Here is a 25,401-nt window from a genome sequence, read left to right on the forward strand (position 1 = left end):
ATCACCACCTAGCTATTGTTTTTTCTTGAAAGAACCTATTTTTTTACCGATACTTAATGTCTTCTTATTCTTATCCAATATGTCAAAATTAGATGACCCGCTAACCAAAATATTTGCCAAAGATGTAATGGACTCACTAAGCTTGCTGCTGGGCGCTCCTACAACAAAAGGAACACCTCTGTTCAAGGCATTTACGGCAACCTTGTAATCGCTTGGAATCTTTGCCCAAATAGGATAGCCTATGATTTTCTGAACATCATTGACGGTTATGGAGTTCATGTCAACAGCCCTGTTTACTATGAGTCTGATTTTATCCATCTGCTGCAGCGATTCCAAAATAGAAACACTCAATTTTGAATTTCTAAGTATTGAAATATCCAGTCCGGTAACGAAGAAAATAATCGACGAAGCTTCCAATGCAGTCATGGTAGATTCTGAGAAAGAAGGTGAAGTATCTACAATAACATAATCGTAGTAACTCCTTAAAAGGCTCAATAAACTCTGTACCTTTTCAGGAGATACCAGCTCTGAGTATTCCGGGCTCTTGGGAGCACATAGCAGGTGAACCCCGCTGGAGTGTACAGTCATATAACTTCTGACCGAGTCAATGTTTGGCGTTATAACATCCTGCACCAGTTCAATGATCGTATCCTTAGGCTCAATATCCAGGAAAATATGCAAGTCCCCAAACTGCAGGTCTAAATCTATAAGAGCTACCTTTTTTCTTTTTTCTGCAAGCTTAACAGCCAGATTAGCAGCAATGGTGCTTTTTCCAAGACCTCCCTTAGCTCCAAAAACTGTTATTACCGTAGAAGACCATAACAGAGCTTCTTTTTCACTAAGTGATTTAATCCTAATTGACTCGTTGTGATAAACAGATTTTATGTATTCAGCAAATTCCTTGGGCGTCTCCGGCAGCTGAGTTATGTTATGACATCCTGCCTTCACGGCGCTTTGCATTGTTTCCACATCAAGATTTTCCGTAACCAGTACTACAAAGGACCGCGGTCTGTGAAGGATAATCCTTTCGGCAAGACTCAGTACATCCGTATCTCCTGCGCCCAGAGTCATAAGAATAATATCCGGAGATGTGTTTTCTATCTTGTCAAGCGCTACAGACCCTCCCACAGTATCTCCGATAATCATTATATCTTCATCGTCTATCATAGACTTAAGAGCACCGATGTTTCTTTCCATTTTGCTTATGATTAAAACCTTAATCTTCATATATGCCCCCTTGTCCATTAATTGATTATAATATCGTCAAATTTAATTGTTTTCTGATTTGTCATACCGTCATCAAGCGGAGACCTCATAATTAAGCGAATTTGTCCCTTGTATTCAGACATGCTTATTTCCATAGCTTGCGCTGGTGTTACCTGCAGAGTAACTGTCGTGTATGATATTCCCGTTTCTACATTTACAGCCTTTCCTTCCTGAGACAGCACGTCATCGACCGCCAGAACCTTGATGTTTTCGGCTATCATGGTAGTATAATTGGTTGTTTTCTCCTGTTCAGTACCTTCATTTTCAATCTTGTCAAACTGAACAATTAAATCAACTGTGTTCTGAGGCTTTATCATACCCACAAGACCGGATAGATTGCTAACTCCTATAGAAATGGCACGCATTCCCGGCTTTATGGAATACGCCAGGGTTCCGTCACCGCTGCCGCCTTCAGGAGAAATAAGTTTAGTTGATAATACCTGTTCTCCTGCTGTTATTTCATACTTGGAAAACTTTCCTACAGCAGCAGCTTCATTTACAACAGCCTCTGCATGAACTGCCTCCATAGGAATTTCTGTTATTTCAACCATATCCTCAGTGATGGTTGTATTAGGAGGTATATTGACAGATGCCGTCAAAACTCCTGTCTTTACAACTTCTGCCTCCTTTTCAGCCTTTTCACTAAGGGAACTCAAAAAATTATACAAAAGGACAGCAGCAATAACTGCCGTCACCAATGCCAATACCTTGACCTTTTTCATCTGCTCCTCCAATAATGTTAACTCTTTTATCAATAATCAACCAGTTTAGCAGCTCTTACACCGTAATCGTTCATTACTACTCCAGATGTTGAATCGCCTGAAACAATATAGTTTTTTACATAAGATGACGTTAAGATGCTTATTTTTTTGCTTCCTTCACTGTTACCTTCCAAATTTGTTATCTGGAAGGTTACAAAACCGACAACTCTCAACACACCATATGCATCCTTTTGCACAACGGGAACCGTTACTTCCTGCCCTATTACTATTTTGCCAGTTACATCCACAGGCATGGTTCCTGAGTTGGCTTCAACTGGATCACCGATATTTATAATCGAAGAAAAACCGCCGCTTTCCATGGCATTCTTGTAATCTCCTCCATCTAGTGTTTTTAAATCATCTGCAAGAAAGTTAATCGCTCCCCTCCATCCGCTATTTCCGGCTATGTCAAACTCATGTTCAAAATCGTCTCTCATGTCATCTTCAGCCAAAGCATCCACCTTTTGGGGTCCAAGTTTCAACGTGATATTTTGTCCCATCAGGCCTTCATTTTCTATTATATCCATTACAGCTTTGGGTAGGGCAATCGGCAGCAATCCAGACATACCGCTTACCTTCATCAATTTTGCAGTAGCTTCCTTATTTACATTTGTTGAATTTATTCCCAATATGCTTGCAAAATGATAATCAACATCAACGTTTCCTTTAACAGTGACACCGATTATTTTTCCGCTTTCATAAACTGGCAATATGTCGCTTGTATTCAAGTTATTAATACCGTTCAGTTCTGCATATTTTATCGCTGCTGCTTTTGCATTGTTCCACTGCGTTGATGCCTCACTGTTTGAAGGAAGCTCTCTGACTGCTGCCAGAGCAACACTGTCAAGTCCTCTTTGCAGCTTGGATGCTGAGTTATATGTCAGTCCCAAATCCAGAACAAAAGCAGCAAAACCGACGAGAACAGTCATGAACAATGCAACAAGAACAACTACTGAACCTTCTTCTTTCCGTAAAAAATTACGCATATTCTCCAAACATTCCCTCCCTTGTAAATATTATTTAACGCACTAAGCTTATTTTTCCACCCTCATGGTACATTCTGACTTAATTAAAAATTTTCCGTCACCGTCAGTATCAATAACTTTAGATAACAAAGGAGTCAATATAATTACATTCCCTTTAAATTTCACCTTTATCTTTTCACCGCCGTTAACGTCATCACTTTCAGGAGTAATTGGATCCACAAGCAAATCAGACATTGCAGTATAAGAGTTAATTATCTCTAATGCTTTTTCTTCAGCAGAACCTACTGCATAATCCGCCTTGCTGTCCATATCATTAAAATAATAGTGAATTGCTATAAAACGGGCTGCTTCCCTGCTAGCGTTATTAGCAGCCAGTTGGTTGTAAAAAATCCACCCGAAGTCGATTATTCCTGCAACAAACAGCAGTAGTATAGGGAGTACCAATGCGAACTCAACCATTGCCTGCCCGTTTTCTTTTTTTAGTTTAAGTTTCACAAAATCACCCCCTCAAAGTGTAAAGAGCACCGGACCCGACCATTCGGACGAGCCGGTGCTTTTAGCATTTAAACATTTTCTTGGCAACAATTAACTCATTTTGCCACTTACGTTGTTAAACGTTTCTGCTACTTTAGGTCCAAGAACATTTAAGGCAGCTATAACAACAACCGCTATCAGAGCAAGTATCAAACCATACTCTACCATTCCTTGACCACTTTCTTCTTCCTTAAGCCAGTTCATTAATTTTTTCATTTTTAACCCCCATGTTTAATAAGTTTTGCCTTATGAAATATTATACATCACAAGGTTTTCTATTTCAAGAATTATTTAACAATTCATGAACTTCATTGCAAAAATATTACTTAATAACTTTTTAATAAAATATCTAAACCATTAAAAGTGCCATCCTTCAACTATAAATATTTCAACATTCTAAATCTCATTATACTCATTAATGCATATATGTTCAAATATAAATATATTACAAATATCGACACGGTAATAATTATACTAAAATGAAATAATCATGGAATTTTATTTACAACTTCATTGTATAATCCATGCGTACTATTTCCCAAAACCTTTACAGAAACAATCACAACAATGGCAATCAAAGCTAATATCATTGAATATTCTACCATTCCCTGCCCTGCTTCCTCTTTTTTCATCCATTCAAAAGTTTTTTTCATTGGATGTATTCCCCCATATAGTATTAATTTAAACCATTATTGAGCACAAAATATACTAATGAAAACGCATAACCTAAAGACAAAAATGGTCCTAGCGGTAACATAGTAGACAATTTAATTTTCTTTAGTAAAAACCCTATCAAAATAAAGATAATTAATGAAATTGCCATTGTCCAAATTGCGGTAATAACCAAAGGATATCCCAGCGTAAACCCAATTGCTCCTGCCAGCTTAACATCACCCGCTCCAACCTTACCCATTCCCATAAACATTGCCAATGCAGTAAATACTATCATAATAAAAACCATGCTCATTATAGATCCCAGTATACCGTATAACCCGTATGTGCTTGTTTGAAAAATCATACCCATTGTTATTATAATTAAAACGATTTCATTGGGTATAATTCTTATGCTAATATCTATATATGATACAATCAATCCGACTGTAATTTGTGTACATATCAAAATTTGTAGCAAAAAATTGTCGGTGAATAATCCCGTTATTGCCCAGGCTGCTCCATTAAAAGCTCCAAGTAAAATTCTTAACATCATCGAATGCAAAAATACATTTTCACTTACTTCAAACTTACCTCTTTTGAATTTTATTAATTTATAAGATATGTTCTGAATGCCTAATCCAACAGCTAGTCCAATAATTCCAAATATCATTGATGTTTGTATATACATGCTTACTTATTCCCCTATTTTATATTTAGGAATCTATATATTATTTTAATACTAGAGAATTACATTTCCATTATTTTGCATTACGTTTCAATTACATTTTAATTTTATTTTAATTACATTTCAATTACAAGCTAATAATTTGCTTGTATTTTTAAATTTTTATATACATTATATTCTTCATTTTCATAAATAATTTCATAGTCTGTATCCCTATTGAGATAGGTATCCAGCAATTCACCTTTAGTAATTAACATGTGAGTAAATTTATACTTGTTTATTATGTCCTTATAATATATTTTCCCAGTTATTAAATCAAAGTACTCATTAAAGATGTCATCTTTACCGTTTTGCTTGATAAAGTATACTTCAGCCCTTGGATCAATGTATGTGCGAATGCCCCTGAACTGTACCAGGCTTCCGTCATTGAATCCTGTAAATAATTTAATATTTGATGCGTCATCACTTTTCAATAAATAATCAACAGCACTGTTTAGATCCGAGTAGTTTTTATATGTGCTGTTATTAATATTTCCAAAATAAATTCCAATAACTAATGCTACTGTTATAAGAGTTTTTAGTAGCAGCCTTAACTTAATAAATTTATTATTGATAGCATTATTTTGCCTAATACCTATATCCTTTAAATAATAAGCGATAGGAAAAGAAGAACATATAGCAAAATACGTTATATTTCTTATTGAAATTAATACCATGTATGTTGTACCTACTGTCAATAACAAGTATCTGATTTTGAATTTTCCTGTTCGATAGAAGATATAGATTAACACTATAGAAAAAATATAAAAATAAATTAGTGCACCAGGGATGCTGTTAATATAAGGAGGCTGCAGCTCCAAGATTTTTTTCATGTATGGATATCCGGATGAATTTATCAAATATGTCATTGCATCAATCCCGTAAGGATTTATAAATGCAACTATTATCATCGCTATTACTGATAATAACAAATGATTTATATTGTATTCATCCCTGACAAATGATACAAACTTAAACTGGAATGCTCCAACTATATATGGCAATATAAGAATAAATAATATCGGCCAAAGAGCTGCGTGCATATTAATCATAAACAACGATAATATTGGCAATATAAAAAGATATTTATAGTTTTTACTTTTAACATAACTTTCTAATGCATTCAATTCAAGTAAGACCAAAATTAGTGTTATTATAGTTGGTCGTGTAACCATGTATGTAAAAATTAAAATACTGGACACCATTGTGACAGAAAAAGATACCATAAAATTCCTATCTGAAATACTAATTGTCAAATTAAACATCAGGAATATTATGGCAGCATAACAAATTGTCACCAGCATAAACAGTCCCTGCTCACCAAATTTGTCATATAAATTCCAGAAAGCAACATCAGTGAGCCATTGCTGCATAACAAACTTCAAATTTTCGTGTATTGAAAACGGCTCAATATATGGAATGCCATGCTCCATAACATATCTGCCACTGTTTAGAAGGAACCATGTATCATTATCCAAAACTCTTCGAATTAAGAAGCATGGAATAAACATGATAAAAAGCAGCAGCTTTCTATCTCTTTTTTTATGATTTTCATTTAAAAAGTTTGTTTCCATTCTTAATCCACCTAATTAACCCTTCTTATTTAATAGTATTTCATACAGCTGTCTATGCTTATTAACTATAACTTCCAATATAATACCGCAAATCCACATCAATATAGATATAATATAAATCGTAACCGATACTATTAAAGTTGGAAATCGTGGCACTATTCCTGTACTTAAAAATTCTATAAAAACCGGTATAAACAAAAGAGAAGCAACAACTAACCCAAATATTGAAACAGCCGAAAAAAAAGCATAGGGCTTGTAATCCCTGAACAATCTTGCAATTGTTTTTAACACCTTAAAACCATCAGAAAAAGTATTTAGTTTTGATACGCTTCCAGCCACTCTATCCTGGTAGGCTACTGGAATTTCTTTTATTAAAAAATTCTTATCTAAAGCATGTATGGTCATTTCAGTTTCAATTTCAAACCCTTTTGAAATGACGGGGTAGTTCTTAACGAATAATCTACTGAATGCTCTATAGCCAGTCATAATATCACTAATATTACTATTAAAAAGTTTGTTTATCAAAAACCTTACCAGCCGGTTTCCCGAGTTGTGAAATAACCTCTTATTTTCTGAAAAATATGTAGATGACAGCCTGTCCCCAATCACCATATCGACTTTTTCATTCAATACATAGTTTACCATCTCTCTCGCACTTTCAGCAGAATACGTATTATCACCATCAACTATGAGATAACAATCTGCATCAATTTCCCTGAACATAGTTCGCATAACATTACCTTTTCCTTGCCTTTTCTCGTACCTAACAATAGCTCCTGCATCCTTTGCAATGTCTGAAGTTCCATCCGTTGAATTATTATCATAAACATATATATCAGCTTCAGGAAGTGCATTATGATAATTTCTAATTACTTCGTTTATAGTAAAACTCTCGTTATAACATGGAATTACAACTGCTATTTTCTCCATAAAAACTCCTTCAAGTCAATTTATTATTATACTACTAAATTCTATTTGTTTGAAAAGAAAATTTTTTCACTATATAACTTAATTCCATCTCCAGCATTAGGATGAATATGATCCAACATATATTTATCTGTTGTAAAATTCAAAAATTCATTATAAATTTCTGCATTAGCATCAACATATAAATATCCTTTTTTTTCACTATAAATTTTTAATTTTTGTCCATATTCTTTTAACATATCGTCTCTTTTTTCAACTTCCAACTTTGTATATGGGTCGTTGTCCAGGGCTAACCACGGAGCTACTAAGATAAAATTGGTATTGCTGTTTGATTCAGTTACTTTTTCAATAAGAGCATTAATGTTTTCAACATATACGTCAGCATTCATAGCACATGTTTTTTTATTTCTGTATCTTACATCATTTGTGCCAATTGCTATAACATATAAATCAGCTTTCCGTGCGGCAATTGTATCCGAATTATCCAACAATGTTAAAGTAGTCGCTGAATCCCAAGCCTCCCTCATAACAGTTTTCTCTTCAAAAGCTGCCATAAGAGGTTCATACCACCCATAACCACCATTCCTCGACCCAGCTGTTATACTGTCTCCGATAAAGCATATGTTTTTTGACTCATTGATCAATTTGTAAATTTCAGTATTTTTCATTTCTCCTGTTATATCTATTGGTTTTGTTGGTTGTCTGAAGTATCCTTCAGGAAACAAAAAATATTTGTCCTGCACTTGATCGAATGATAGTTTAGTTCCTAACATTACCGAGGTTACTATTTCGTTAACTTCTTTAACCCTTTTCATTTCAAATGGACTTATTGCATTTTTCAATTCATCATCATTTAATATATCATAAATTGGCAATGCTCTATAATTAAACTCATCTGTTGCTTGTGTGTACATCGGCACTATTGAAGCAGCAATGACTTTTTTTGAACTTGGGTCAATATAAATTTCTGCAATCGAGGTTGCATCACCGTCATGCTCCACATAGGAATTTGCAAAGTTTCCAGGACAATTTATTACTACAACATTTTTTTTGATACCATCTTTGTTTTCTGTCAATTTGAATTCTATTGGTTGAACAGCATGCGAATGGTCTCCTAAGATGATATCCGCACCTTCGTTTATAAAAATATCATTCCATGTTTTTTGATATTCATCAGTTTCATGCATAAACTGAGTTCCCATATGTGGTATAACCAAAATCAAATCCGGTGGATTATCCATCTCTTTTATTTTTTTAAAATCAGAAAGAACCTGCTTTTTTACCGTTGTAAAATATTTACTGCGAGGATCAACAATAATTGATGTTAAACTAGGATTTTCTTTTATGAAATATTCATCATCATAACCGTTGCTTGCAAATGTATATGCCAATACACCGATACGTACACCATCCTTTTCAACAATCATGACAGAATTCTTTTCAGTTGAGTTTCTGTATGAACCCACATGCATTAGCTGATTTTCATCCAATACATCAAGAGTTCTCAGCGCTCCCGGTTCTCCTTTATCTAAAAGGTGATTGTTGGCTGTGGAAACCAAATCTATTCCTGAATTCTTCACAGCCTTTGCAAAAGTATCAGGATAATTCAAATATAATGGAAGGCCATCATCATAGTTGCCTGAAGAATAACCTGCTTCTTCCCCTGCCATGGGTCCTTCAAATACACCAATTGCCAGGTCCGCCTCTGTCAGATATTTTTTTGAATGTTGAAACATGCGGCTAAACTCATATTCACCGGTTTCATTGTTATATGAGCCGTTTACTTGCTTTTGAAGCAGTATCAAATCGCCTACAAAGGCTATTGAAAAGGAATCTTTGATTGCATTTATCTGGTCATCAGACATTACATTATGTATGATGTCAGCGTTGTCCTTAACCGATGCTGTGCTGACTGCTTTAAATGATTCAGTAATAATAGGAATCATCAAATAACATACCACTAAAAGCATCGCAATAAACTTTCTTAGCTGAAATTTTTTATGTTCTTTTTCAATTATCAAATTATCTTTTATAAAATTAAAAATTTTGTTTATAATCATATGAAATTTTTCATTAACAGCGTTTATTCCCAATATTATCACTGTTCCTGTTGAGGCTAAAATTCCATACAATATATATATATTACTATAATCATTCGCAGGTAATGCTTTAACAAATGCAAATGTTATAAATCTATGTAATACAAATATGGATAGAGAATTTTTTCCCCATTTGCTTAATAAAGGTACATGTCTTTGAGGAGTCAGATTAAGGATAGCTATTATCATGACCATAGCTATCATTAAAATAATCAACCGTATAAACAAATCATATATTGAAGCATAGCTTCCCATTGTTAAGTGGTTCAAATTAATGTAATTAATTCTAGACACACTATATATTGATAAGCTTGCAGTTAGCAAGAGTATTAATGCCTTAATCATGTCTTTCCTGTTTTTACGTTGAAGCATATCAGTAATTTTTTCTTCTGATAATTTGTATCCGGCAACAAAAAATGGAAAAAACACTATTATTCTGGCGATTGAAAAGACATTTGAAACATCGCTCCAGAATCCTACAAGCAATGAAGCTATAACGCTTACATACAATATATCTTTATACTCTTCAATATATTTAATAGTTACTCTCCAAAAAACCAGTGCTATCAAATACCAAAAAGAATAATAAGGAGTAATTAACTGGTAGTTCACGTCAAATAAAACCGTACTTACTATCATTATCGCAGTGTTAAAAACCAAATAAATCAATATTATTTTAGCAATGGATTTACTTGCCCTGGCGCTTTCATTTTTGCTAAAAAAACCGGAAACAAAAACAAATGCAGGCATATGAAAGAAATAAATAAAACTGACTACATATTTGGCATATCCCATATCTATGTAATCCAACAGAAAATGGCCCAAAACAACTAGAAAGATTAGAATGCCTTTAATATTGTCCCAATAATAAATCCGTTTCTTATTTATGTTATTGTAATTCAAATCAAATTCAGACATTTATTAGCTCCAGCCATGCTCATCTTTTATATTTTTAAATTATTTGATGCTGCCATTCCAAGGAAAACCCAGTAAACATATGCAACGGATGTAACACTAATGTTAAAAAATATAGCTGCCAAATAGCCTGAGATGCTTGGTAACAAAATTAATAACACAGGATTTTTAGCATTACTTAAGCCCTTCTTTAATACTGACAAAACAAAAATCAGATAGACAATTAATGAAGGTACCCCCGTTGTTACAGCAATATTTAAAAAGTCATTGTGAGCCTTATCCACGTATCTTATTTCGCCCCAGAATTCAAACATATCATCTTTGAAATATCTCAAAAATGTTTCACCTAAGTTTTCTATTCCATATCCCGTAAGAGGTCTGTATTTTATTAGTTGTATAACCCTTTTCCAGATGAATCCTCTGTGTGAACCTGCATAATCAGAATTTTCGCCGTTCTTTAAAAATTCCATCATGTCCGATGAAATAGATGTAAACCTGTTAATTAACACACCTTCGCTGAAAAAATCAAAAACAAGAATAACAATTAGTGAAATAATTATTAATGTAATATATCTTTTAATATAGTTTTTAATATTCTTGTGATAGAAGAAATGTAAATAGACTAAACATGATATAGATAGAATTGTTCCAAGCCAAGCGCCCCTTGTTCTCGTACACAATAGACAAAAAAACAAGACCACATAACTTAAAAATCCAGATTTTCTTTTCTCGAAAATATAAAAATATAAAGAGACAGGTATCATTAAAACAAGATATGACCCCAAAAAATTTGGGTTGCCCATAGTTGAAAAGGCACTTCTTCCATAATTGATAGATCTATAGTTTCTCGGAAAAGGATCAATCCCAAAATATTGAAGTATTCCGTAAATCGCTACTATGACTGCTGTAGCCATAACAAATTTAAAAAAATTGTAATTTATATCTTTTATATATCTTCCCATAAAAAACAATATTAAATACATTGAAATCGTTACAAGGCCTTCCGACCTGTCCGGTCTGCCAAAAACAGATATCGATATATTATCCGTAAAAAATAAGGATAAAACCAGCAGACCATAATATACAAGTAAAGCCTTGTTTGTTGTGTCTTTTTCTATAAAGCTCTCAATTTCTTTGTAATGTAACATAAACATTATAGAAGAACTTAGAACTAACAAAAACATTACTATAACCTTTGGCAAAAAAAATTGGTCAAAATTTCCTTGGCTTATATCTAAAGGTACAAAGACCAATGGAATTCCAGCGAGTACTAATAATAATGTTATCCTTACAATATTTTGAAACTTATCTGCTTGCATACTTTCTTGTTCTAATTTTTTGATACCAATTTTATCCTTTTTCAACTTATCCTCTATTTTTTAAAATGTGTTCTTTTATTTTTTGAATCTTATATTATATAAATTTAATTACTCTCTCTTTATTTGCAGAGATACCTCAACTCTAATCTAATGCTTATTATATCGATTTCCTAAAGGTTTCATATATATTAGTATAGACAGGCTTCCTGATATTGTCAACAATTTACTAAGTCTTACAAATTAAAGGTGCCCTAGCTTGATGCGATACCTATAAAATCAATTTAATTATATAGTAACTATTATAAAAAATTGTAATTTAGTAAAGTACAAGTTGCTCATTATCGATGAATAGCTTTTGATTAAACTGGCAAAACCTAAATCAGAACAGAACCATTGAAACATCCTTACAGGTTGGTTATAAGCAGATAGGGTGGAACTCACATCTCAATATTGATATTATAGCATGTTTAACTAATAATAATATTTAAGTTGTAATTCTTAGTGATTTAAAGTAAAATTAACTATGACTTTATTTTAGAAGGTATAATTAAATAATGAAAAAAATAACAATTTCTTCATTTTTTTGGTTTTTAGTTTTCTTTTTTATAATTATCAAGTCTAGTTTTTTGCTTTTTGATTTATATTCTTATAATCTTGATATTATCATAAGTTTTAGTCTCTACGGATGTACACCAACTCTATTATTAGTTTCATTCTCATTCGTTCTTAAAGGTAAAAAACAATATTTATATTTGATTTTGATTGATTTTGTTATATCCTTACTTTTTTTTGTTGATATTATATATGCAAGAGCTTTTGGAAAATTAATAAGTATTTATATGATATTCTCAGAAGGAGTTTTAATAGACCTAGAGCAAAGTATTGTATCTCTAATTAAAGTAGCTGATTTTCTTTATTTTATTGACCTACCATTTCTGTTATTACTCTACAATAAAAAAACATATCGTAACATTAGCATAAGAAAAGTAATAATGTTCATTGTTACTTTCACAGCATGTATTATTACAATAGTTGCTCAATTTAATCAGCTTGAAGACACAAGAATGATTGGAAACATAAGAATGCATCCACTTATATTGTCACCAATCGGTAAGCATATGTATGATATCCTTAGTGTTTTTTACGAAAAAAATTATACGTTAGATGAACAGGACAAAAATGCCATAAGTTATTGGCTCAATGAGAATTTCAAACATAATACACCAGATATTAAATATCAATACTTTGAAGGGATAGCTTCAGGGAAAAATATAATAGCAATTCAGTTCGAATCTTTAGAAAATATAGTTATAAATCGTTTATATTTCAATCAAGAAATTACGCCTAATATTAATAAATTACTTAAAAGTAGCATTTATTTTAGTAATATTTATGAACAAGTTAATGAAGGAAACAGTTCAGATGCTGAACTTATGTTCAACACATCAATTTATCCTATAAAAAACGGAAGTACCTTTATACGATTTGGCAATAATAGATATTATTCTTTACCTTATATGTTAAGTTTAGAAGGGTATACTTCCATTGCTGTTCATGGAGATGATAAAGAATTTTGGAATCGTAACCGTGTTTTTCCGTCTTTAGGATTCAACAATTATATAAGCGAAGAACAGTTTGTATACAAAAAAATAGATGGAATGGGGATAGCTGACGAATCATTATTTCTGCAGTCATTTGATGAACTGCAGAAATTGAAAAGCCCCTTCTACATGTTTATTATTACATTAACATCTCACATGCCTTTTAATATTTCAGATGAAATCAAATATCTTAACTTACCATATAATGATTACTCGTGCAATTATCTTCAGAGCATTCATTATACTGATAAGGCTTTGGGTGAATTTTACAGCATGTTAAAAGATAATGGCTATCTTGAAAATTCAATTTTGGTAATATATGGTGATCATGAAGGGATACACAAATACTATGATACCTATCTTCCTGAAAACAATAAAAAAATACCATACATAATTTACATTCCTGGAATTGAAGGTTTTGAAATTGATAATATCGGAGGACAAGTTGATATGATGCCAACCCTATCGTACCTGTTAGGCTTAGATAAGATTGAAAACACAAAATTTATGATGGGCAAAAATTTGTTTTCCAAAACAAGTTCCGCATTATTTTCTTCTGGAGAAATCATCGGCAAAACTTATGATGCTACGCATTTAACTTCTGCAAATTACATTGCAGATTTAATTATAAGAGGTGATTTTTTTAAAGAAATATTAAAATAAACAAATGTGTATAAAATTTTAAATACATATAAAATAAACTCTTGAGAAAAATCAGGCCGTGTTATAGTATTCTATAACACAGCCTTAATATTAATCCTTAAAAGCGTCCTTCATTTTGCCGAAGAAGCCTTTTTTGTCGGTGTCGGATTTTTCGCCCATTTCTTCTGCAAATTGTTCCAGTATGGATTTTTGCTTGTCTGTAAGTTTCTTAGGAACATCTATCTTTATCCTTACATACTGGTCGCCCTTGCCTGCTCCTCGCAGGTTCTTGATCCCTTTATTCTTAAGTCTGAACACTGTTCCCGGCTGCGTTCCTTCCGGCACTTCGTATTTAACCTTACCTTCAAGCGTTGGAACTTCTATGGAACCGCCCATTGCTGCCTTGGCAAATGATATGGGTATTTCGCACCATACGTCATTTCCGTCTCTTTCAAACAGCTCATGCTCCTTGACATTTATATAAACATACAAGTCTCCTGCCGGGCCGCCTCTTTCACCGTGGTTTCCTTCGCCTCGCAGCGGTATTACCGAGCCTGTGTCAACACCTGCAGGAATATTGATGGATAGCTTTCTTGATTTTTTCTCCTTGCCTGTACCCTGGCATGCTGCGCATGGTTCTTCAACAACCTCTCCCGTACCGTTGCAGGTCGAGCATATCTTTGTGCTTGCAAACTGTCCGAAGGGAGTTCTTTGTACTGTCTTTATACTGCCGGCTCCGTTGCATGTGGGACAGGTTTTCTTGCTTGTTCCCTTTTTAGCTCCTGTTCCGTCGCATACGTGACACTTTTCTATACGATTTATCTTAATTTCTTTCTTGGTTCCGAATGCTGCCTCTTCAAACGTGATATCAAGCTTTATCTTAAGGTCTGAGCCTGCCTTGGGGCCGGTTCTTTGAGCCCTTGTTCCGCCGCCGTTGAAACCTCCTCCGAAGAAATCTCCGAATATATCACCGAATATATCTCCAAAGTCGTTGAAGCCTGCTCCGCCTCCGCCAAAACCTTGAGTCTGGTCAAAAGCAGCATGGCCGAACTGATCGTACTTGGCTTTTTTGTCCGGGTCGCTGAGAACTTCATAAGCCTCGTTTATTTCCTTGAACTTTGCTTCTGCTTCCTTGTTATCGGGATTCAGGTCCGGGTGGTACTGCTTTGCCAGTTTTCTGAATGCCGATTTGATGGCTTTTTCATCGGCGCTCTTGTCAATGCCCAATATTTCGTAATAATCTCTTTTTGCCATAAGTTTCTCCTCACCACCTCTGTGCTGATAATAATATATAAGAATTCCTTTGTAAGTAAAAGATAGATCCTTCGTTTGCTCAGGATGACAACTGTCAAAGCTTGCGATGGCACTCTAGTTTCTTCTTACATTAACCAAGCTAAACCTTATTAAGATTTAGCTTGGCTGTCATGTTATTTTATATTAAGTTGCTTGCTTAGTCAATGAGTTTATGCAGTCTCGTTCACCAATTTACTTGCTCGCTGCCGCTAACATAAATTGTTTAGGGCTTCTTATTTGTCGTCGTCGTGGATTTCTTCGAATTCAGCGTCTACAACATTGTCATCAGGTCCCTGTGAACCCTGGCTGAAGTCTGCTCCGCCCTGAGGACCAGCCTGCGGGCCTGCCTGTGCATAAAGCTTCTGAGCCAAGTCATTGAATACTTTTGTCAGCTTATCAGTTTTATCTTTCATCTGAGCTGTGTCGTTGCTTTCAATAGCTTTTTTCAGTTCATCAGCTGCCGCCTGAGCAGATGCTTTTTCTTCTGCTGAAATCTTGCCTTCCAAGTCTTTCAGTGTTTTTTCTGTCTGATAAACAAGAGTGTCTGCATTGTTTTTAATTTCGATGTCTTCTTTTCTCTTCTTGTCTTCTTCAGCATATTGTTCAGCTTCTTTAACTTTCTTTTCTATATCAGCGTCTGACATTTTTGTAGAAGCAGTGATTGTGATTTTTTGCTCTTTTCCTGTTCCTAAATCTTTTGCACTTACGTTAACTATGCCGTTGGCATCTATGTCAAATGTAACTTCAATCTGTGGAATTCCTCTTGGTGCAGGTACTATGCCTGACAACTGGAATCTTCCCAGTGAAATGTTGTCATTTGCCATTTGTCTTTCACCCTGGAGAACGTGGATGTCAACTGCAGGCTGATTGTCTGCTGCCGTTGAGAACACCTGGCTCTTCTTGGTAGGTATTCTTGTGTTTCTGTCTATTAATTTTGTAAATACTCCGCCTAATGTTTCAATTCCCAGTGACAATGGAGTTACGTCTACAAGAAGGATGTCGTTTCCGAATTCTCCTGTCAATACTCCACCTTGGATAGCTGCTCCCAAAGCAACACATTCGTCAGGGTTGATTCCCTTGTGAGGGTCTTTTCCTGTAAGTCTCTTAACTGCGTCCTGTACTGCAGGGATTCTTGTGGAACCACCAACCAGCAGTACCTTGTCGATGTCGTTTGATGTGAGTTTTGCATCTGCCATTGCCTTCTTAACAGGTTCCACTGTCTTTTCAACAAGGAATGCTGTCAGTTCGTTGAATTTTGCTCTGGAAAGGTCCATGTTAAGGTGTTTAGGTCCTTCCTGAGTTGCTGTTATAAACGGCAGGTTGATTGCTGAAGTCATTGCGCTTGACAATTCCTTCTTTGCTGTTTCTGCAGCTTCCTTAAGTCTTTGAAGCGCCATTTTATCCTGTCTTAAGTCAATTCCGTTTTCTTTCTTGAACTGGTCTGCCAGGTAGTCGATTATTACCTGGTCAAAGTCGTCTCCGCCCAGTCTGTTGTTTCCTGCTGTAGCCTTAACCTCGAATACGCCTTCGCCTATTTCAAGGATTGAAACGTCGAATGTACCTCCGCCCAGGTCATATACCATTATTGTCTGCATGTGGTCTTCCTTGTCAATTCCATATGCAAGAGCTGCTGCAGTAGGTTCGTTTATGATTCTTTTTACTTCGAGTCCGGCAATTTTACCGGCATCCTTTGTTGCCTGTCTTTGGCTGTCTGAGAAATATGCAGGAACAGTGATAACTGCTTCCGTAACTGTTTCTCCTAAGTAACTTTCAGCGTCAGCTTTTAATTTTTGAAGTATGAATGCTGAAATCTCCTGTGGTGTATATGCTTTTCCATCGATTCTAACCTTGTGGTCGGTTCCCATTTCTCTTTTGATTGAAGCGATGGTTCTGTCAGGGTTTGTTACTGCCTGTCTTTTTGCTGTTTCTCCAACAAGTCTTTCTCCGTCTTTTGTAAATGCAACTATTGAAGGAGTCGTTCTTTTACCTTCCACGTTTGCTATAACAACGGCTTCTCCGCCTTCCATAACTGCTACACAAGAGTTTGTAGTACCTAAGTCAATACCTATAACTTTGCTCATTTTTTCCTCCATATATGATATTAATTAATATTTTACTATATTTGATGAGATTCTTCGCTTGCGCTCAGAATGACAACGCTGATTATTTTGCTTTGCTTACAAGATCCCGCAGTCTCGTTCACCAATTTATTTGCTCGCTATCGCTCGTGCAAATTGGGTCAAGTCATGCAGGGTTAGGGCTTCTACCTCCTGCAGATTTTCACCATTGCAGGTCTTACAAGCTTTTCGTTTACCGTATAGCCCTTCTGAAGAACGTCTAGAATGATTCCGTCTTCAAATTCATCGCTTGATTCGAAGGCAACTCCGTAATGCATATTGTGGTCAAAGGGTTTATGTAAAGCTTCAATTTCCTTCAGTCCCTTTTTGTTCAGGATTCCCAAAAGCTGGGTGTAAACCATCTGAACTCCTTCCTTGAGAGTGTTGTTTTCCGACTTGTCGGTTACAAGCGCTCTTTCAAGGTTGTCAACCACCGGAAGCAAATCCAGCACCACATCTGACACTGCATTGCCGTAGGTTGTTACTTTTTCCTTTTCAGTTCTGCTTTTATAATTAAGGAAATCCGCCTGCAGTCTCAGAAACCTGTTGTTCAGCGCTTCCAGCTCTGCATCTTTTGCATCCCTGGTCTCTTCTGTTTCCTTGGAGGCCTTGTTTTCTTCAGCCTTTTTTTCCTCTTCACCGCCGGAGGTTTCCTCTTTTGCCGCATCAGAAATTTCTTCTGCTTCCTTTTGCTCCTGATCCTTTAGTTTTTCATCATCATGCTTTTTAGCCTTAGCCATTTCTTCACTCCTTATCATCGTCAAAGTTTCTGTTGATTATTTCATTCATAGCCTCGGACATGGATTTAACTGTTGATATTACCTTGCTGTAATCCATTCTGGTGGGTCCTATGACTCCTATTTTGCCTATGAGCTTACCGTTGAACTTGTAGGTGGCTGTTATAAGGCTGCAGTCACGAAGAGCCTCATACTGGTTTTCATGGCCTATGGTAATGGCCATGTCATTTTCACCCACAAACTGCAGCAGTCTGGCAATGCTGTCCTTGTTTTCCACAAATGAAATCAATTCCCTTGCTTTGACCACGTCATTATATTCAGGCAAATCCAAAATATTTGTTATGCCGTCGGAATACACATTTATATCTTCCAGGCTGCATATTTGGTCCATGAGATATGGCAGCAGCTCCATAAGGGCTTCGCCGCTGGATTCTCTCACATGATACAGCTGGTGTATTAATATATCCTTAATAGCTTCCACATCTTCGAGTTTATAGCCGAACAGCTTTTCCGAAAGTGCTGCGGATATTCTCTCCATCTGGTCTATAGGTATGGGGCTGTTCAGTTTCAGTGTGACCTGCTTTACTATATTGCTCTGCAGTATAAGGAGAAGAAGAATCTTAGTATCGGTTATGGGCACAAGCTGTATTCTCTTTATTACTGATTGCTTAAGCTGCGGTGCAACTATAAAAGATGTATACTTTGTAAATTGCGACAGTATCCTGACTGAATTTCTGAAAACGGAATCCAGTTCGTTTGATTTGTCCTCTATTATATTCTTCAACTGATCCATGTTGGAATTTGGATCTGATGAATCCAAAACCTTTTTCCATAAATCGTCCACATAGTATCTGTAAGCTTTGTCAGTTGGTATTCTTCCAGCTGAAGCATGAGGCTGAACAAGAAAACCCATTTCTTCCAAATCAGACATTTCATTTCTGATAGTGGCAGGACTGACGCCAAGTTCATATTTCTTTGAAATTGTCCTTGAGCCGACAGCTTCTGCGTTATCTATATAACTGGAGATAATCGCTTTTAAAATCTTCACTTTTCTCTTATCCAAAGACATTTCATCACCTCATTTTCTTTGTTAGCACTCAACGATGTCGAGTGCTAAACCATAGTTATAAGATACTACTTAAGTTTTATTTTGTCAATAGTTAATATTAAAAATTTTGTCGTTGATTGCATTACAATTGCAGGTTTTTAAGCTAACTGAAAGCTTTGGATTATGTTAGCTGATTGCTCTGAATCCAATTAATCAGGTAAACTTTTGCGCAAAAAAACAGCAAGGCGTATGCCCTGCTATTTTGATTTATTAAGCATTTTTGGTTCCTTAGGCTGATATGCCAACCAGTAAGACGTTACGCCCGCAGCTCCGAACGCTGTGTTCTTGATTTGCTTGGCGGCCAGCTTCAGCACTTCGTTCTTGATATTCTTCATTTGCAGCTCCCCTTTACTTTGATTTTTATTAATACGGCTACTGAAAACATGGTAACTATAACAGTATAAAACGATTGTACACCCGTTTTATACATAACCATCGCAATTAAGTAAAAAGCAATCATTAGCACGACAGTGACTGTTCTGTTTTCTTTTTTCTTCTTTTCATCCAGCCTCTTATTCTCGTTGTCAACCGGCGCATACCTTAAAACCATACAGACGGTGTACGCAGCCATTATAAAAGACAAAATTCCACTATAGCCAGGTGGTGTGTATGTAACAGCTCCAATCATGCCCATGTAAACTGATATAAGCGTAATATTGCATTTCAAATAAGAATTGGCGTGATAACCTCCGGAATACATTCTTAATATAATGAAAGTAACCAGGAAAATTATTGTATCAGTCAACCTGCCCAATGCAGCTCCAATCATCAGGAGTACCGAAACACCTAAGAGCGAAGAAATTATGAGCTGCAATCCATACACAAGTATTTCCTTCTCATCTTCCTCTATTATGTCATTGGAATAAAAAAAATCAGTTATGCTAATTGATAAAGATTCAATCATTGTTTCCTCCAATAATGAAGTTTATCTATTACTAATATAACTGATTTTATTTATTAGTCAACAAGCTGGGGACGTTTAGTCGAATTCGGATACATTTTGCTGTTTTTTGTACTGTTCTCCAGCAATAGCACGCTGCTAACAAAGACATTTCCCTGTTCGGTGTAATTGATAATGCCTTCATACTTTTGGACGACGTTTTTTATGCTTTTCACACCCAATCCGTGATGGATTTTATCCATCTTTGTGGTGATTAAATCCGGGTTTTCTGTCAGTACTGATTTTTCTATGGTATTTTTCACTTCGATGAATATGTAGTCTCGTTTTTTATCAACCATCAGCGAAATTTCCTTTTCTCCCACCGCCTTTTCGCAGGCTTCTATGGCATTGCTCAGCAAATTGCCGAAAAGTATGCTTATGTCGTTGTCTTCGATCTTTTGGTCTATTTCATAGTTTATGAAATAGCTTGTCTTGATCTCTTTGGCATTTGCTTCGGAGAACTTGTTGTTTACAATGGCATTGAACATATCATTCTTGGTGAATACAAGTTTTTTAGTTTTTTCAATGTCCTGAATTATACCGTTTATATAGGTCAAGCCCTTGTTTAGGTTGTCGTCTTCCAAAAAGGACTTAATGCCTATAAGGTGATTTTTCATGTCATGCCTCATAGTCTGGATTTCCTTGTAGAGCTTCTTAGTCTCAAAGCTATGGTTTCTCTGCAGATTGATGTTCTGTTTTAAAAGTTCGTTTTCAGTTATAATTTCAAATTCTTTTCCTGTTTTGATAAACAGGTAGTAAAACAGAATGTTCATTATTATAAGGCCGATGATGGACAATATCAGATAAAAGGTTGTTCTGGGGTCGCTGATACTGATTGCAGACTCAGTGATTACGACCATTATGAATATGGTCAGAACCGGTATGATTGTTATGAGAATCCACGAAGAAACCGGGGCATTTTCATACTGCCTTATTTTTAATTTTAGGATAATTCTTGATATGTAGAATAAGGCTATTTTTGATGTCAGCAGACAGGCAACGCGGTATATTCCGAATGTTGTGACCATAGTCTCCACGTCAACGCCGTAAATCAGTCCGAAGCCGATTACAGACAGGCTGTTGACAACAATCAGCAGCACGGTGAAAAGCACGCAGCTTAATATTTTAACCGTCACCTTGCCGTTCAATGCAAAAATACAGTACAACACCATAACAAGCAAGGCTATGTAACTGGGAATTTCAACAAAGGTTTCCAGGTAATTTGATATTGTAACATTTACAAACAATATCAATACTGACAAAGCATAAAGCATGTTCCTTTTTAAGCCAGTAAATTTAAAACCGTTGAATCTGGAAATAAAATCAATCATCAAAAATGATTCAATAAAATTAATAGACAACTCAAACAAAAAAGATTCCATATTTCACCTCAAATATTCCAGTAATTTTTGCTGCACATATTGTTTTTTCGCTCTGCTGATTGGAATTCTGCTGTCATTTCTGATGATAACATCATTTCCGTCAATCCTCTGTATATACTTTTGATTTACCATGTAGCCTGAGTGAACCCGTATGAACCCGTAGGGTTCTAGTTCCTCCTCAATGGTGCTGATACTTTGCTTGTACCTGAACTTTTTTCCGCTGAAGGTATTGACGGTGATATAGTTCTTATCGCTTTCAATATAGGTTATTACACCCACGTCAATTTTGTACAGCTTGTTGTCTATTTTGATCGTAAGCTTGTATGAACTTCTTTCAATCAATTTGTAAGCTTCTGAAACTGCCTCTGAAATTTCTTCCATCAGTCTTGATTTCCTGATGAACCTGAAAGGCTGCGTCTTGATGGATTCAAACACCAGTTCATCCCTGCCTGTAATGAATATGATGATGGTATTGGGGGTGCCGTGCTTTATGGCTGCCGCCGCTTCAATACCGTTTGTACCCGGCATATCTATGTCCAGAAAGATTATATCGTAGTTTACTTCGCAGTTTGAAAGTATAAGGTCTTTGCCGTTGGTAAATTTGCTGAGTTCATAATTGCATTTACATTCAGAGAACTTGCTTTCAACCAGACTGCTGATCCTGTCAAGGGTTGATGCTTCATCATCACATACGGCAATTTTCAAGTGGTTCAAGTTGTTCCCCCCTGTCTGTGTGATTAATTGTCAATTCAGACATATTATAGATTAATTTTGACATCAGGTCAACTCTTTGCAACAAAAAAACAGCCTCCTGCGATCGGCAGAAGACTTAACCATTAATACCCTTTTTGCACAAATATGCAGTTCACAACTCCCCAGTTGTTCCAGTGCTTCCGTTCTCGCCGGAAGTGAATCACCTGACACTAATATATTGCTTAATTGTTCAAAAGTCAATAGTCTGGGGACGATTGGTCGTTATGGGAAACATTTTGCAAGGGTATCTGAAATTTTAATTCATTATTCCCATTTTGTTATTTCGGTCTCTGATTGTTTTTTACTCTACTCCATAAACTCCTCAAAAACATAATTTGAAATATCCATTCCTCTGTGAGTCAGCCTTACCATATTTTCGGAAATCTCAATCAGCTTGTTAGCAGTAAGAATTTCAAGCTGCCTTTTATATTTTTCGAAAAAGTCAATACTGTATCTGCCCTTGAACTTTTCAGTATCTAATCCTTCCGTAAGCCTGAGCATGAGCATAATGTACTCAAACATCAAATCTTCCATGTCCATTTTTTCCTGTATTGTCCTTTCAAAGGCCTTTGTTCCCATGCAGTACAATTTAAGATCAGAAGGATTGCTGTACCTTGTTCTGTCTAAAAAGGAATGGGCTGACGGCCCAAGCCCCAGGTATTCATCCTGGTTCCAGTACTTCAGATTATGAAGGCACTGTTTGCCGTTTGCTGAGAAATTTGAAATCTCGTACTGCATAAGGCCCCCTTCTTCCATGATCTCCCTGCCCCTGTAGTACATCTCCCGCTCAGTATCCTCTTCCGGCATGGTGATAAGCTTTTTTTGTTCCATGAGGTACAATGGCGTTCCCTTTTCAAGCTTTAATGAATAAAAGGAAATGTGCTTAACGCCTTTATCCATGATTCTCTTCAGAGTATCCTCTATGTCTTCCACTGTCTGCCCGGGTATGTTGAACATGACATCTGCGTTAATGTTTTCAAAGCCGCAATTAATTGCCCTGTCTATGGCATCCAGGGCTTCACGGCTGTTGTGGAGCCTTCCAATCTTTTTCAGTATATCATCGTTGAGCGATTGGATTCCGATGCTGAGCCTGTTGATTCCGGCTTTTTTGTACTCCTTCAGATTATCATCCGTCAGAGTGTTAGGATTAGCCTCCATGCTTATTTCTGCATCTTCTTCTATTTTACTGAATTTTTCTACGCTGTCTGCAATTTTCTTAATGTTCGACGGCTTGATTATGGTTGGTGTTCCCCCTCCGAAGTACAGGGTATCAACCTTGTAGCTGCCATCCAGAACTTTTTTGTATTCTTCTATTTCTTCTTTCACTGATTCAACATATTTATGTTCAAGTTCATCATCCCACCTGACGGAGTAAAAGTCGCAGTAGCTGCACTTTTTTCTGCAAAATGGTACGTGAACGTATATACCTAGTTTTTTCATAGTGACCTCTTTCTCGAATAAGCATTAGCAGGTTCAGAATCATCTGTCTGTTTCCCGGGAAATGAAACCCGTTTTCAGCAATTAAAAGGAGCTGAATTTCAGCTCCAATTATATCATTTATTATATTTTATTACAATTTTAATTACTTTGCTGCATTGGCTCTTTTTTCAAGTATGGATCTGTCAAGCTCGCCTTCGGTTGCAGCTACTATAGTAGCGCATGCAGCGTCGCCTGTTACGTTGATGCAGGTTCTCATCATATCAAGTACCCTGTCAACTCCTGCGATCAATGCTATACCTTCTATAGGAAGTCCTACAGACTGAAGAACCATACCAAGCATTATCATTCCGGCGCCTGGAACTCCTGCAGTTCCGATTGAAGCCAATGTTGCAGTGAGGATTATTGTAAGCTGTGCCGATATTGGCAGGTCAACTCCGTAAACCTGAGCTATGAAGAATGCGCATATACCCTGGTATATGGCAGTTCCATCCATGTTGATAGTTGCTCCCAGCGGAAGAACAAAGCTTGCAATCGGCTTTGAAACTCCCAGGTTTTCCTGAGCAGATTTCATTGTTATCGGCAGTGTTCCGGAGCTGCTGGCAGTTGTAAATGAAAACATCATGGCCGGAGCAATTCCTCTGAAGAACCTAACCGGGTTCACTTTTGCGAAGATGCTTACTGTCGTTGAATAAGTTAGAGCAGCATGAAGTATGCAGCCTGCATATACAACAATTATAAGCTTCAATAGAGGCAGCAGTACGGCTGGTCCGTTAACTGCAACAACGGGAGTGATGAGTGCAAATACTCCTATTGGAGCAAACTGCATTATTACAGCTATTATTTTGTACATAACTTCTGCAAAGGCATCAAAAAAGTTGAACAGCACCTTTCCTTTTTCGCCTACGCCAACTATTCCTGCTCCTATGATGAGGGCAAATGCAATGATCTGAAGCATGTTTCCATCAACAAGAGCTTTTAAAGGATTTGAAGGAATGATATTCAACAATGTGTCAATTACTTTTGGAGCCTCTGCAATTTCAACCTTTGCATCAACAGGAATGCTGAATCCTCCACCTACGTTTGTTACGTTTGCCAATACGAGTCCGATTGTAACGGCAAATGCTGTAGTGAGCATGTAGTATGCTATTGTTTTACCGCCTATCCTTCCAAGTTTTCTGACGTCTTCCATTCCACATGCGCCTACAACCAGCGAAGAGAATACCAACGGCACTATAACAAGCTTAATCATGTTAAGGAACAATGTACCGAAAGGTTTAATGTAGTTTGTTGCCACGGCCGGGTTTGGCTGAAGAATAATTCCGACAATAATACCTAATGCCAACCCGATAAAAATTTTTGTTGTCAGTTGAAGCTTTTTCATCAACAAAAATCCTCCTTATTATTTATTATTATTTTGATAACCTAACTATATTATAACTGATTTTTGACATTTTGTCTCTACAAAATTTCACTGATTATCATATTTAATACTTCATTATTCAACATTTTTCCAATAAATAACATAACATTTCCATTATATGTTACAATATTTCCTTTTTATGTTATATCACAATTGAATGCTGCCATTATCCGAAAATTTCGTAAAAAAAGAGCTGCTTTAGCAACTCC

The 25,401-nt window shown here is 36.0% G+C and carries 22 protein-coding genes; 1 reads left to right on the forward strand and 21 read right to left on the reverse strand.

The features are described 5' to 3' along the window. Nucleotides 1-12: 12 nt before the first annotated feature. The 11 genes from AAGU76_RS17190 to AAGU76_RS17240 all read right to left on the reverse strand — a co-directional run bounded on the left by AAGU76_RS17190 (nucleotide 13) and on the right by AAGU76_RS17240 (nucleotide 11,804). Nucleotides 13-1,227 (reverse strand): AAA family ATPase, encoded by a 1,215-nt coding sequence (locus tag AAGU76_RS17190; protein ID WP_342486758.1) that lies wholly within the window; start codon nucleotides 1,225-1,227, stop codon nucleotides 13-15. Nucleotides 1,228-1,244: 17 nt separating this feature from the next. Continuing rightward, nucleotides 1,245-1,988: a Flp pilus assembly protein CpaB gene (gene cpaB / locus AAGU76_RS17195; RefSeq protein WP_342486759.1), complete on the reverse strand. Its 744-nt coding sequence runs from the start codon at nucleotides 1,986-1,988 to the stop codon at nucleotides 1,245-1,247. A gap of 29 nt (nucleotides 1,989-2,017) precedes the next feature. Beyond that, nucleotides 2,018-3,013: a TadE/TadG family type IV pilus assembly protein gene (locus tag AAGU76_RS17200; RefSeq protein WP_342486844.1), complete on the reverse strand. Its 996-nt coding sequence runs from the start codon at nucleotides 3,011-3,013 to the stop codon at nucleotides 2,018-2,020. A 48-nt stretch (nucleotides 3,014-3,061) separates the two neighbouring features. After that, entirely contained in the window at nucleotides 3,062-3,508 is a 447-nt protein-coding gene (locus tag AAGU76_RS17205; RefSeq protein WP_342486760.1) for a TadE family protein, read from the reverse strand. A gap of 90 nt (nucleotides 3,509-3,598) precedes the next feature. Further along, nucleotides 3,599-3,763 carry a Flp family type IVb pilin gene (locus tag AAGU76_RS17210; RefSeq protein WP_342486761.1) on the reverse strand — a complete coding sequence of 55 codons (165 nt, stop codon included), beginning with the start codon at nucleotides 3,761-3,763 and terminating at the stop codon, nucleotides 3,599-3,601. Between the two features lie 272 nt (nucleotides 3,764-4,035). Further along, nucleotides 4,036-4,200, reverse strand: a complete 165-nt coding sequence (locus tag AAGU76_RS17215; RefSeq protein WP_342486762.1) for a Flp family type IVb pilin — start codon at nucleotides 4,198-4,200, stop codon at nucleotides 4,036-4,038. 23 nt (nucleotides 4,201-4,223) lie between these two features. Continuing rightward, nucleotides 4,224-4,889 carry a prepilin peptidase gene (locus AAGU76_RS17220; RefSeq protein WP_342486763.1) on the reverse strand — a complete coding sequence of 222 codons (666 nt, stop codon included), beginning with the start codon at nucleotides 4,887-4,889 and terminating at the stop codon, nucleotides 4,224-4,226. 131 nt (nucleotides 4,890-5,020) lie between these two features. Then, nucleotides 5,021-6,499, reverse strand: a complete 1,479-nt coding sequence (locus AAGU76_RS17225) for a hypothetical protein (protein ID WP_342486764.1) — start codon at nucleotides 6,497-6,499, stop codon at nucleotides 5,021-5,023. Nucleotides 6,500-6,514: 15 nt separating this feature from the next. Beyond that, nucleotides 6,515-7,429, reverse strand: a complete 915-nt coding sequence (locus AAGU76_RS17230) for a glycosyltransferase family 2 protein (protein ID WP_342486765.1) — start codon at nucleotides 7,427-7,429, stop codon at nucleotides 6,515-6,517. Between the two features lie 41 nt (nucleotides 7,430-7,470). Next, nucleotides 7,471-10,443 carry a CapA family protein gene (locus AAGU76_RS17235; protein ID WP_342486766.1) on the reverse strand — a complete coding sequence of 991 codons (2,973 nt, stop codon included), beginning with the start codon at nucleotides 10,441-10,443 and terminating at the stop codon, nucleotides 7,471-7,473. A gap of 26 nt (nucleotides 10,444-10,469) precedes the next feature. Further along, on the reverse strand, nucleotides 10,470-11,804 hold the full coding sequence (locus AAGU76_RS17240) for an O-antigen ligase family protein (RefSeq protein ID WP_342486767.1): 1,335 nt from the start codon (nucleotides 11,802-11,804) through the stop codon (nucleotides 10,470-10,472). Nucleotides 11,805-12,313: 509 nt separating this feature from the next. On the opposite strand from AAGU76_RS17240, the gene AAGU76_RS17245 reads away from it, so the two are divergent. Next, nucleotides 12,314-14,023: an LTA synthase family protein gene (locus tag AAGU76_RS17245; protein WP_342486768.1), complete on the forward strand. Its 1,710-nt coding sequence runs from the start codon at nucleotides 12,314-12,316 to the stop codon at nucleotides 14,021-14,023. A gap of 90 nt (nucleotides 14,024-14,113) precedes the next feature. Here the strand turns inward: AAGU76_RS17245 and dnaJ are convergent, their stop codons facing one another. The 10 genes from dnaJ to AAGU76_RS17295 all read right to left on the reverse strand — a co-directional run bounded on the left by dnaJ (nucleotide 14,114) and on the right by AAGU76_RS17295 (nucleotide 25,153). Further along, nucleotides 14,114-15,256, reverse strand: a complete 1,143-nt coding sequence (dnaJ, locus tag AAGU76_RS17250) for a molecular chaperone DnaJ (protein WP_342486769.1) — start codon at nucleotides 15,254-15,256, stop codon at nucleotides 14,114-14,116. Between the two features lie 272 nt (nucleotides 15,257-15,528). Further along, complete coding sequence (gene dnaK / locus AAGU76_RS17255) at nucleotides 15,529-17,376, reverse strand: molecular chaperone DnaK (protein WP_342486770.1); 1,848 nt, start codon at nucleotides 17,374-17,376, stop codon at nucleotides 15,529-15,531. A gap of 182 nt (nucleotides 17,377-17,558) precedes the next feature. Next, nucleotides 17,559-18,152: a nucleotide exchange factor GrpE gene (grpE, locus tag AAGU76_RS17260; protein WP_342486771.1), complete on the reverse strand. Its 594-nt coding sequence runs from the start codon at nucleotides 18,150-18,152 to the stop codon at nucleotides 17,559-17,561. 4 nt (nucleotides 18,153-18,156) lie between these two features. After that, a complete protein-coding gene (hrcA, locus tag AAGU76_RS17265; protein WP_342486772.1) occupies nucleotides 18,157-19,218 on the reverse strand; it encodes a heat-inducible transcriptional repressor HrcA in 1,062 nt (353 codons plus the stop codon). A gap of 236 nt (nucleotides 19,219-19,454) precedes the next feature. Next, complete coding sequence (locus AAGU76_RS17270; protein WP_342486773.1) at nucleotides 19,455-19,592, reverse strand: cyclic lactone autoinducer peptide; 138 nt, start codon at nucleotides 19,590-19,592, stop codon at nucleotides 19,455-19,457. Next, on the reverse strand, nucleotides 19,589-20,161 hold the full coding sequence (locus AAGU76_RS17275; protein WP_342486774.1) for an accessory gene regulator B family protein: 573 nt from the start codon (nucleotides 20,159-20,161) through the stop codon (nucleotides 19,589-19,591). Before AAGU76_RS17275 ends, AAGU76_RS17270 begins: the two co-directional genes overlap by 4 nt. A 53-nt stretch (nucleotides 20,162-20,214) precedes the next feature. Next, on the reverse strand, nucleotides 20,215-21,579 hold the full coding sequence (locus AAGU76_RS17280) for a GHKL domain-containing protein (protein ID WP_342486775.1): 1,365 nt from the start codon (nucleotides 21,577-21,579) through the stop codon (nucleotides 20,215-20,217). A gap of 3 nt (nucleotides 21,580-21,582) precedes the next feature. Continuing rightward, complete coding sequence (locus tag AAGU76_RS17285) at nucleotides 21,583-22,293, reverse strand: LytTR family DNA-binding domain-containing protein (protein ID WP_342486776.1); 711 nt, start codon at nucleotides 22,291-22,293, stop codon at nucleotides 21,583-21,585. Between the two features lie 345 nt (nucleotides 22,294-22,638). After that, entirely contained in the window at nucleotides 22,639-23,772 is a 1,134-nt protein-coding gene (hemW, locus tag AAGU76_RS17290; protein ID WP_342486777.1) for a radical SAM family heme chaperone HemW, read from the reverse strand. Between the two features lie 142 nt (nucleotides 23,773-23,914). After that, nucleotides 23,915-25,153, reverse strand: coding sequence for a dicarboxylate/amino acid:cation symporter (locus AAGU76_RS17295; protein WP_342486778.1), 1,239 nt, complete (start codon nucleotides 25,151-25,153; stop codon nucleotides 23,915-23,917). Nucleotides 25,154-25,401 lie beyond the last annotated feature (248 nt).

It is taken from the genome of Sedimentibacter sp., from assembly GCF_038562225.1.
Taxonomy (GTDB): Bacteria; Bacillota; Clostridia; order Tissierellales; family Sedimentibacteraceae; genus Sedimentibacter.

Bases quoted from the DNA above. Each gene is read 5' to 3' on its own strand.
- AAGU76_RS17190 (WP_342486758.1), bottom strand. From the start codon at position 1,227: ATGAAGATTAAGGTTTTAATCATAAGCAAAATGGAAAGAAACATCGGT.
- cpaB (WP_342486759.1), bottom strand. From the start codon at position 1,988: ATGAAAAAGGTCAAGGTATTGGCATTGGTGACGGCAGTTATTGCTGCT.
- AAGU76_RS17200 (WP_342486844.1), bottom strand. From the start codon at position 3,013: ATGCGTAATTTTTTACGGAAAGAAGAAGGTTCAGTAGTTGTTCTTGTT.
- AAGU76_RS17210 (WP_342486761.1), bottom strand. From the start codon at position 3,763: ATGAAAAAATTAATGAACTGGCTTAAGGAAGAAGAAAGTGGTCAAGGA.
- AAGU76_RS17215 (WP_342486762.1), bottom strand. From the start codon at position 4,200: ATGAAAAAAACTTTTGAATGGATGAAAAAAGAGGAAGCAGGGCAGGGA.
- AAGU76_RS17220 (WP_342486763.1), bottom strand. From the start codon at position 4,889: ATGTATATACAAACATCAATGATATTTGGAATTATTGGACTAGCTGTT.
- AAGU76_RS17225 (WP_342486764.1), bottom strand. From the start codon at position 6,499: ATGGAAACAAACTTTTTAAATGAAAATCATAAAAAAAGAGATAGAAAG.
- AAGU76_RS17230 (WP_342486765.1), bottom strand. From the start codon at position 7,429: ATGGAGAAAATAGCAGTTGTAATTCCATGTTATAACGAGAGTTTTACT.
- AAGU76_RS17235 (WP_342486766.1), bottom strand. From the start codon at position 10,443: ATGTCTGAATTTGATTTGAATTACAATAACATAAATAAGAAACGGATT.
- AAGU76_RS17245 (WP_342486768.1), top strand. From the start codon at position 12,314: ATGAAAAAAATAACAATTTCTTCATTTTTTTGGTTTTTAGTTTTCTTT.
- dnaJ (WP_342486769.1), bottom strand. From the start codon at position 15,256: ATGGCAAAAAGAGATTATTACGAAATATTGGGCATTGACAAGAGCGCC.
- dnaK (WP_342486770.1), bottom strand. From the start codon at position 17,376: ATGAGCAAAGTTATAGGTATTGACTTAGGTACTACAAACTCTTGTGTA.
- grpE (WP_342486771.1), bottom strand. From the start codon at position 18,152: ATGGCTAAGGCTAAAAAGCATGATGATGAAAAACTAAAGGATCAGGAG.
- hrcA (WP_342486772.1), bottom strand. From the start codon at position 19,218: ATGTCTTTGGATAAGAGAAAAGTGAAGATTTTAAAAGCGATTATCTCC.
- AAGU76_RS17270 (WP_342486773.1), bottom strand. From the start codon at position 19,592: ATGAAGAATATCAAGAACGAAGTGCTGAAGCTGGCCGCCAAGCAAATC.
- AAGU76_RS17275 (WP_342486774.1), bottom strand. From the start codon at position 20,161: ATGATTGAATCTTTATCAATTAGCATAACTGATTTTTTTTATTCCAAT.
- AAGU76_RS17280 (WP_342486775.1), bottom strand. From the start codon at position 21,579: ATGGAATCTTTTTTGTTTGAGTTGTCTATTAATTTTATTGAATCATTT.
- hemW (WP_342486777.1), bottom strand. From the start codon at position 23,772: ATGAAAAAACTAGGTATATACGTTCACGTACCATTTTGCAGAAAAAAG.
- AAGU76_RS17295 (WP_342486778.1), bottom strand. From the start codon at position 25,153: ATGAAAAAGCTTCAACTGACAACAAAAATTTTTATCGGGTTGGCATTA.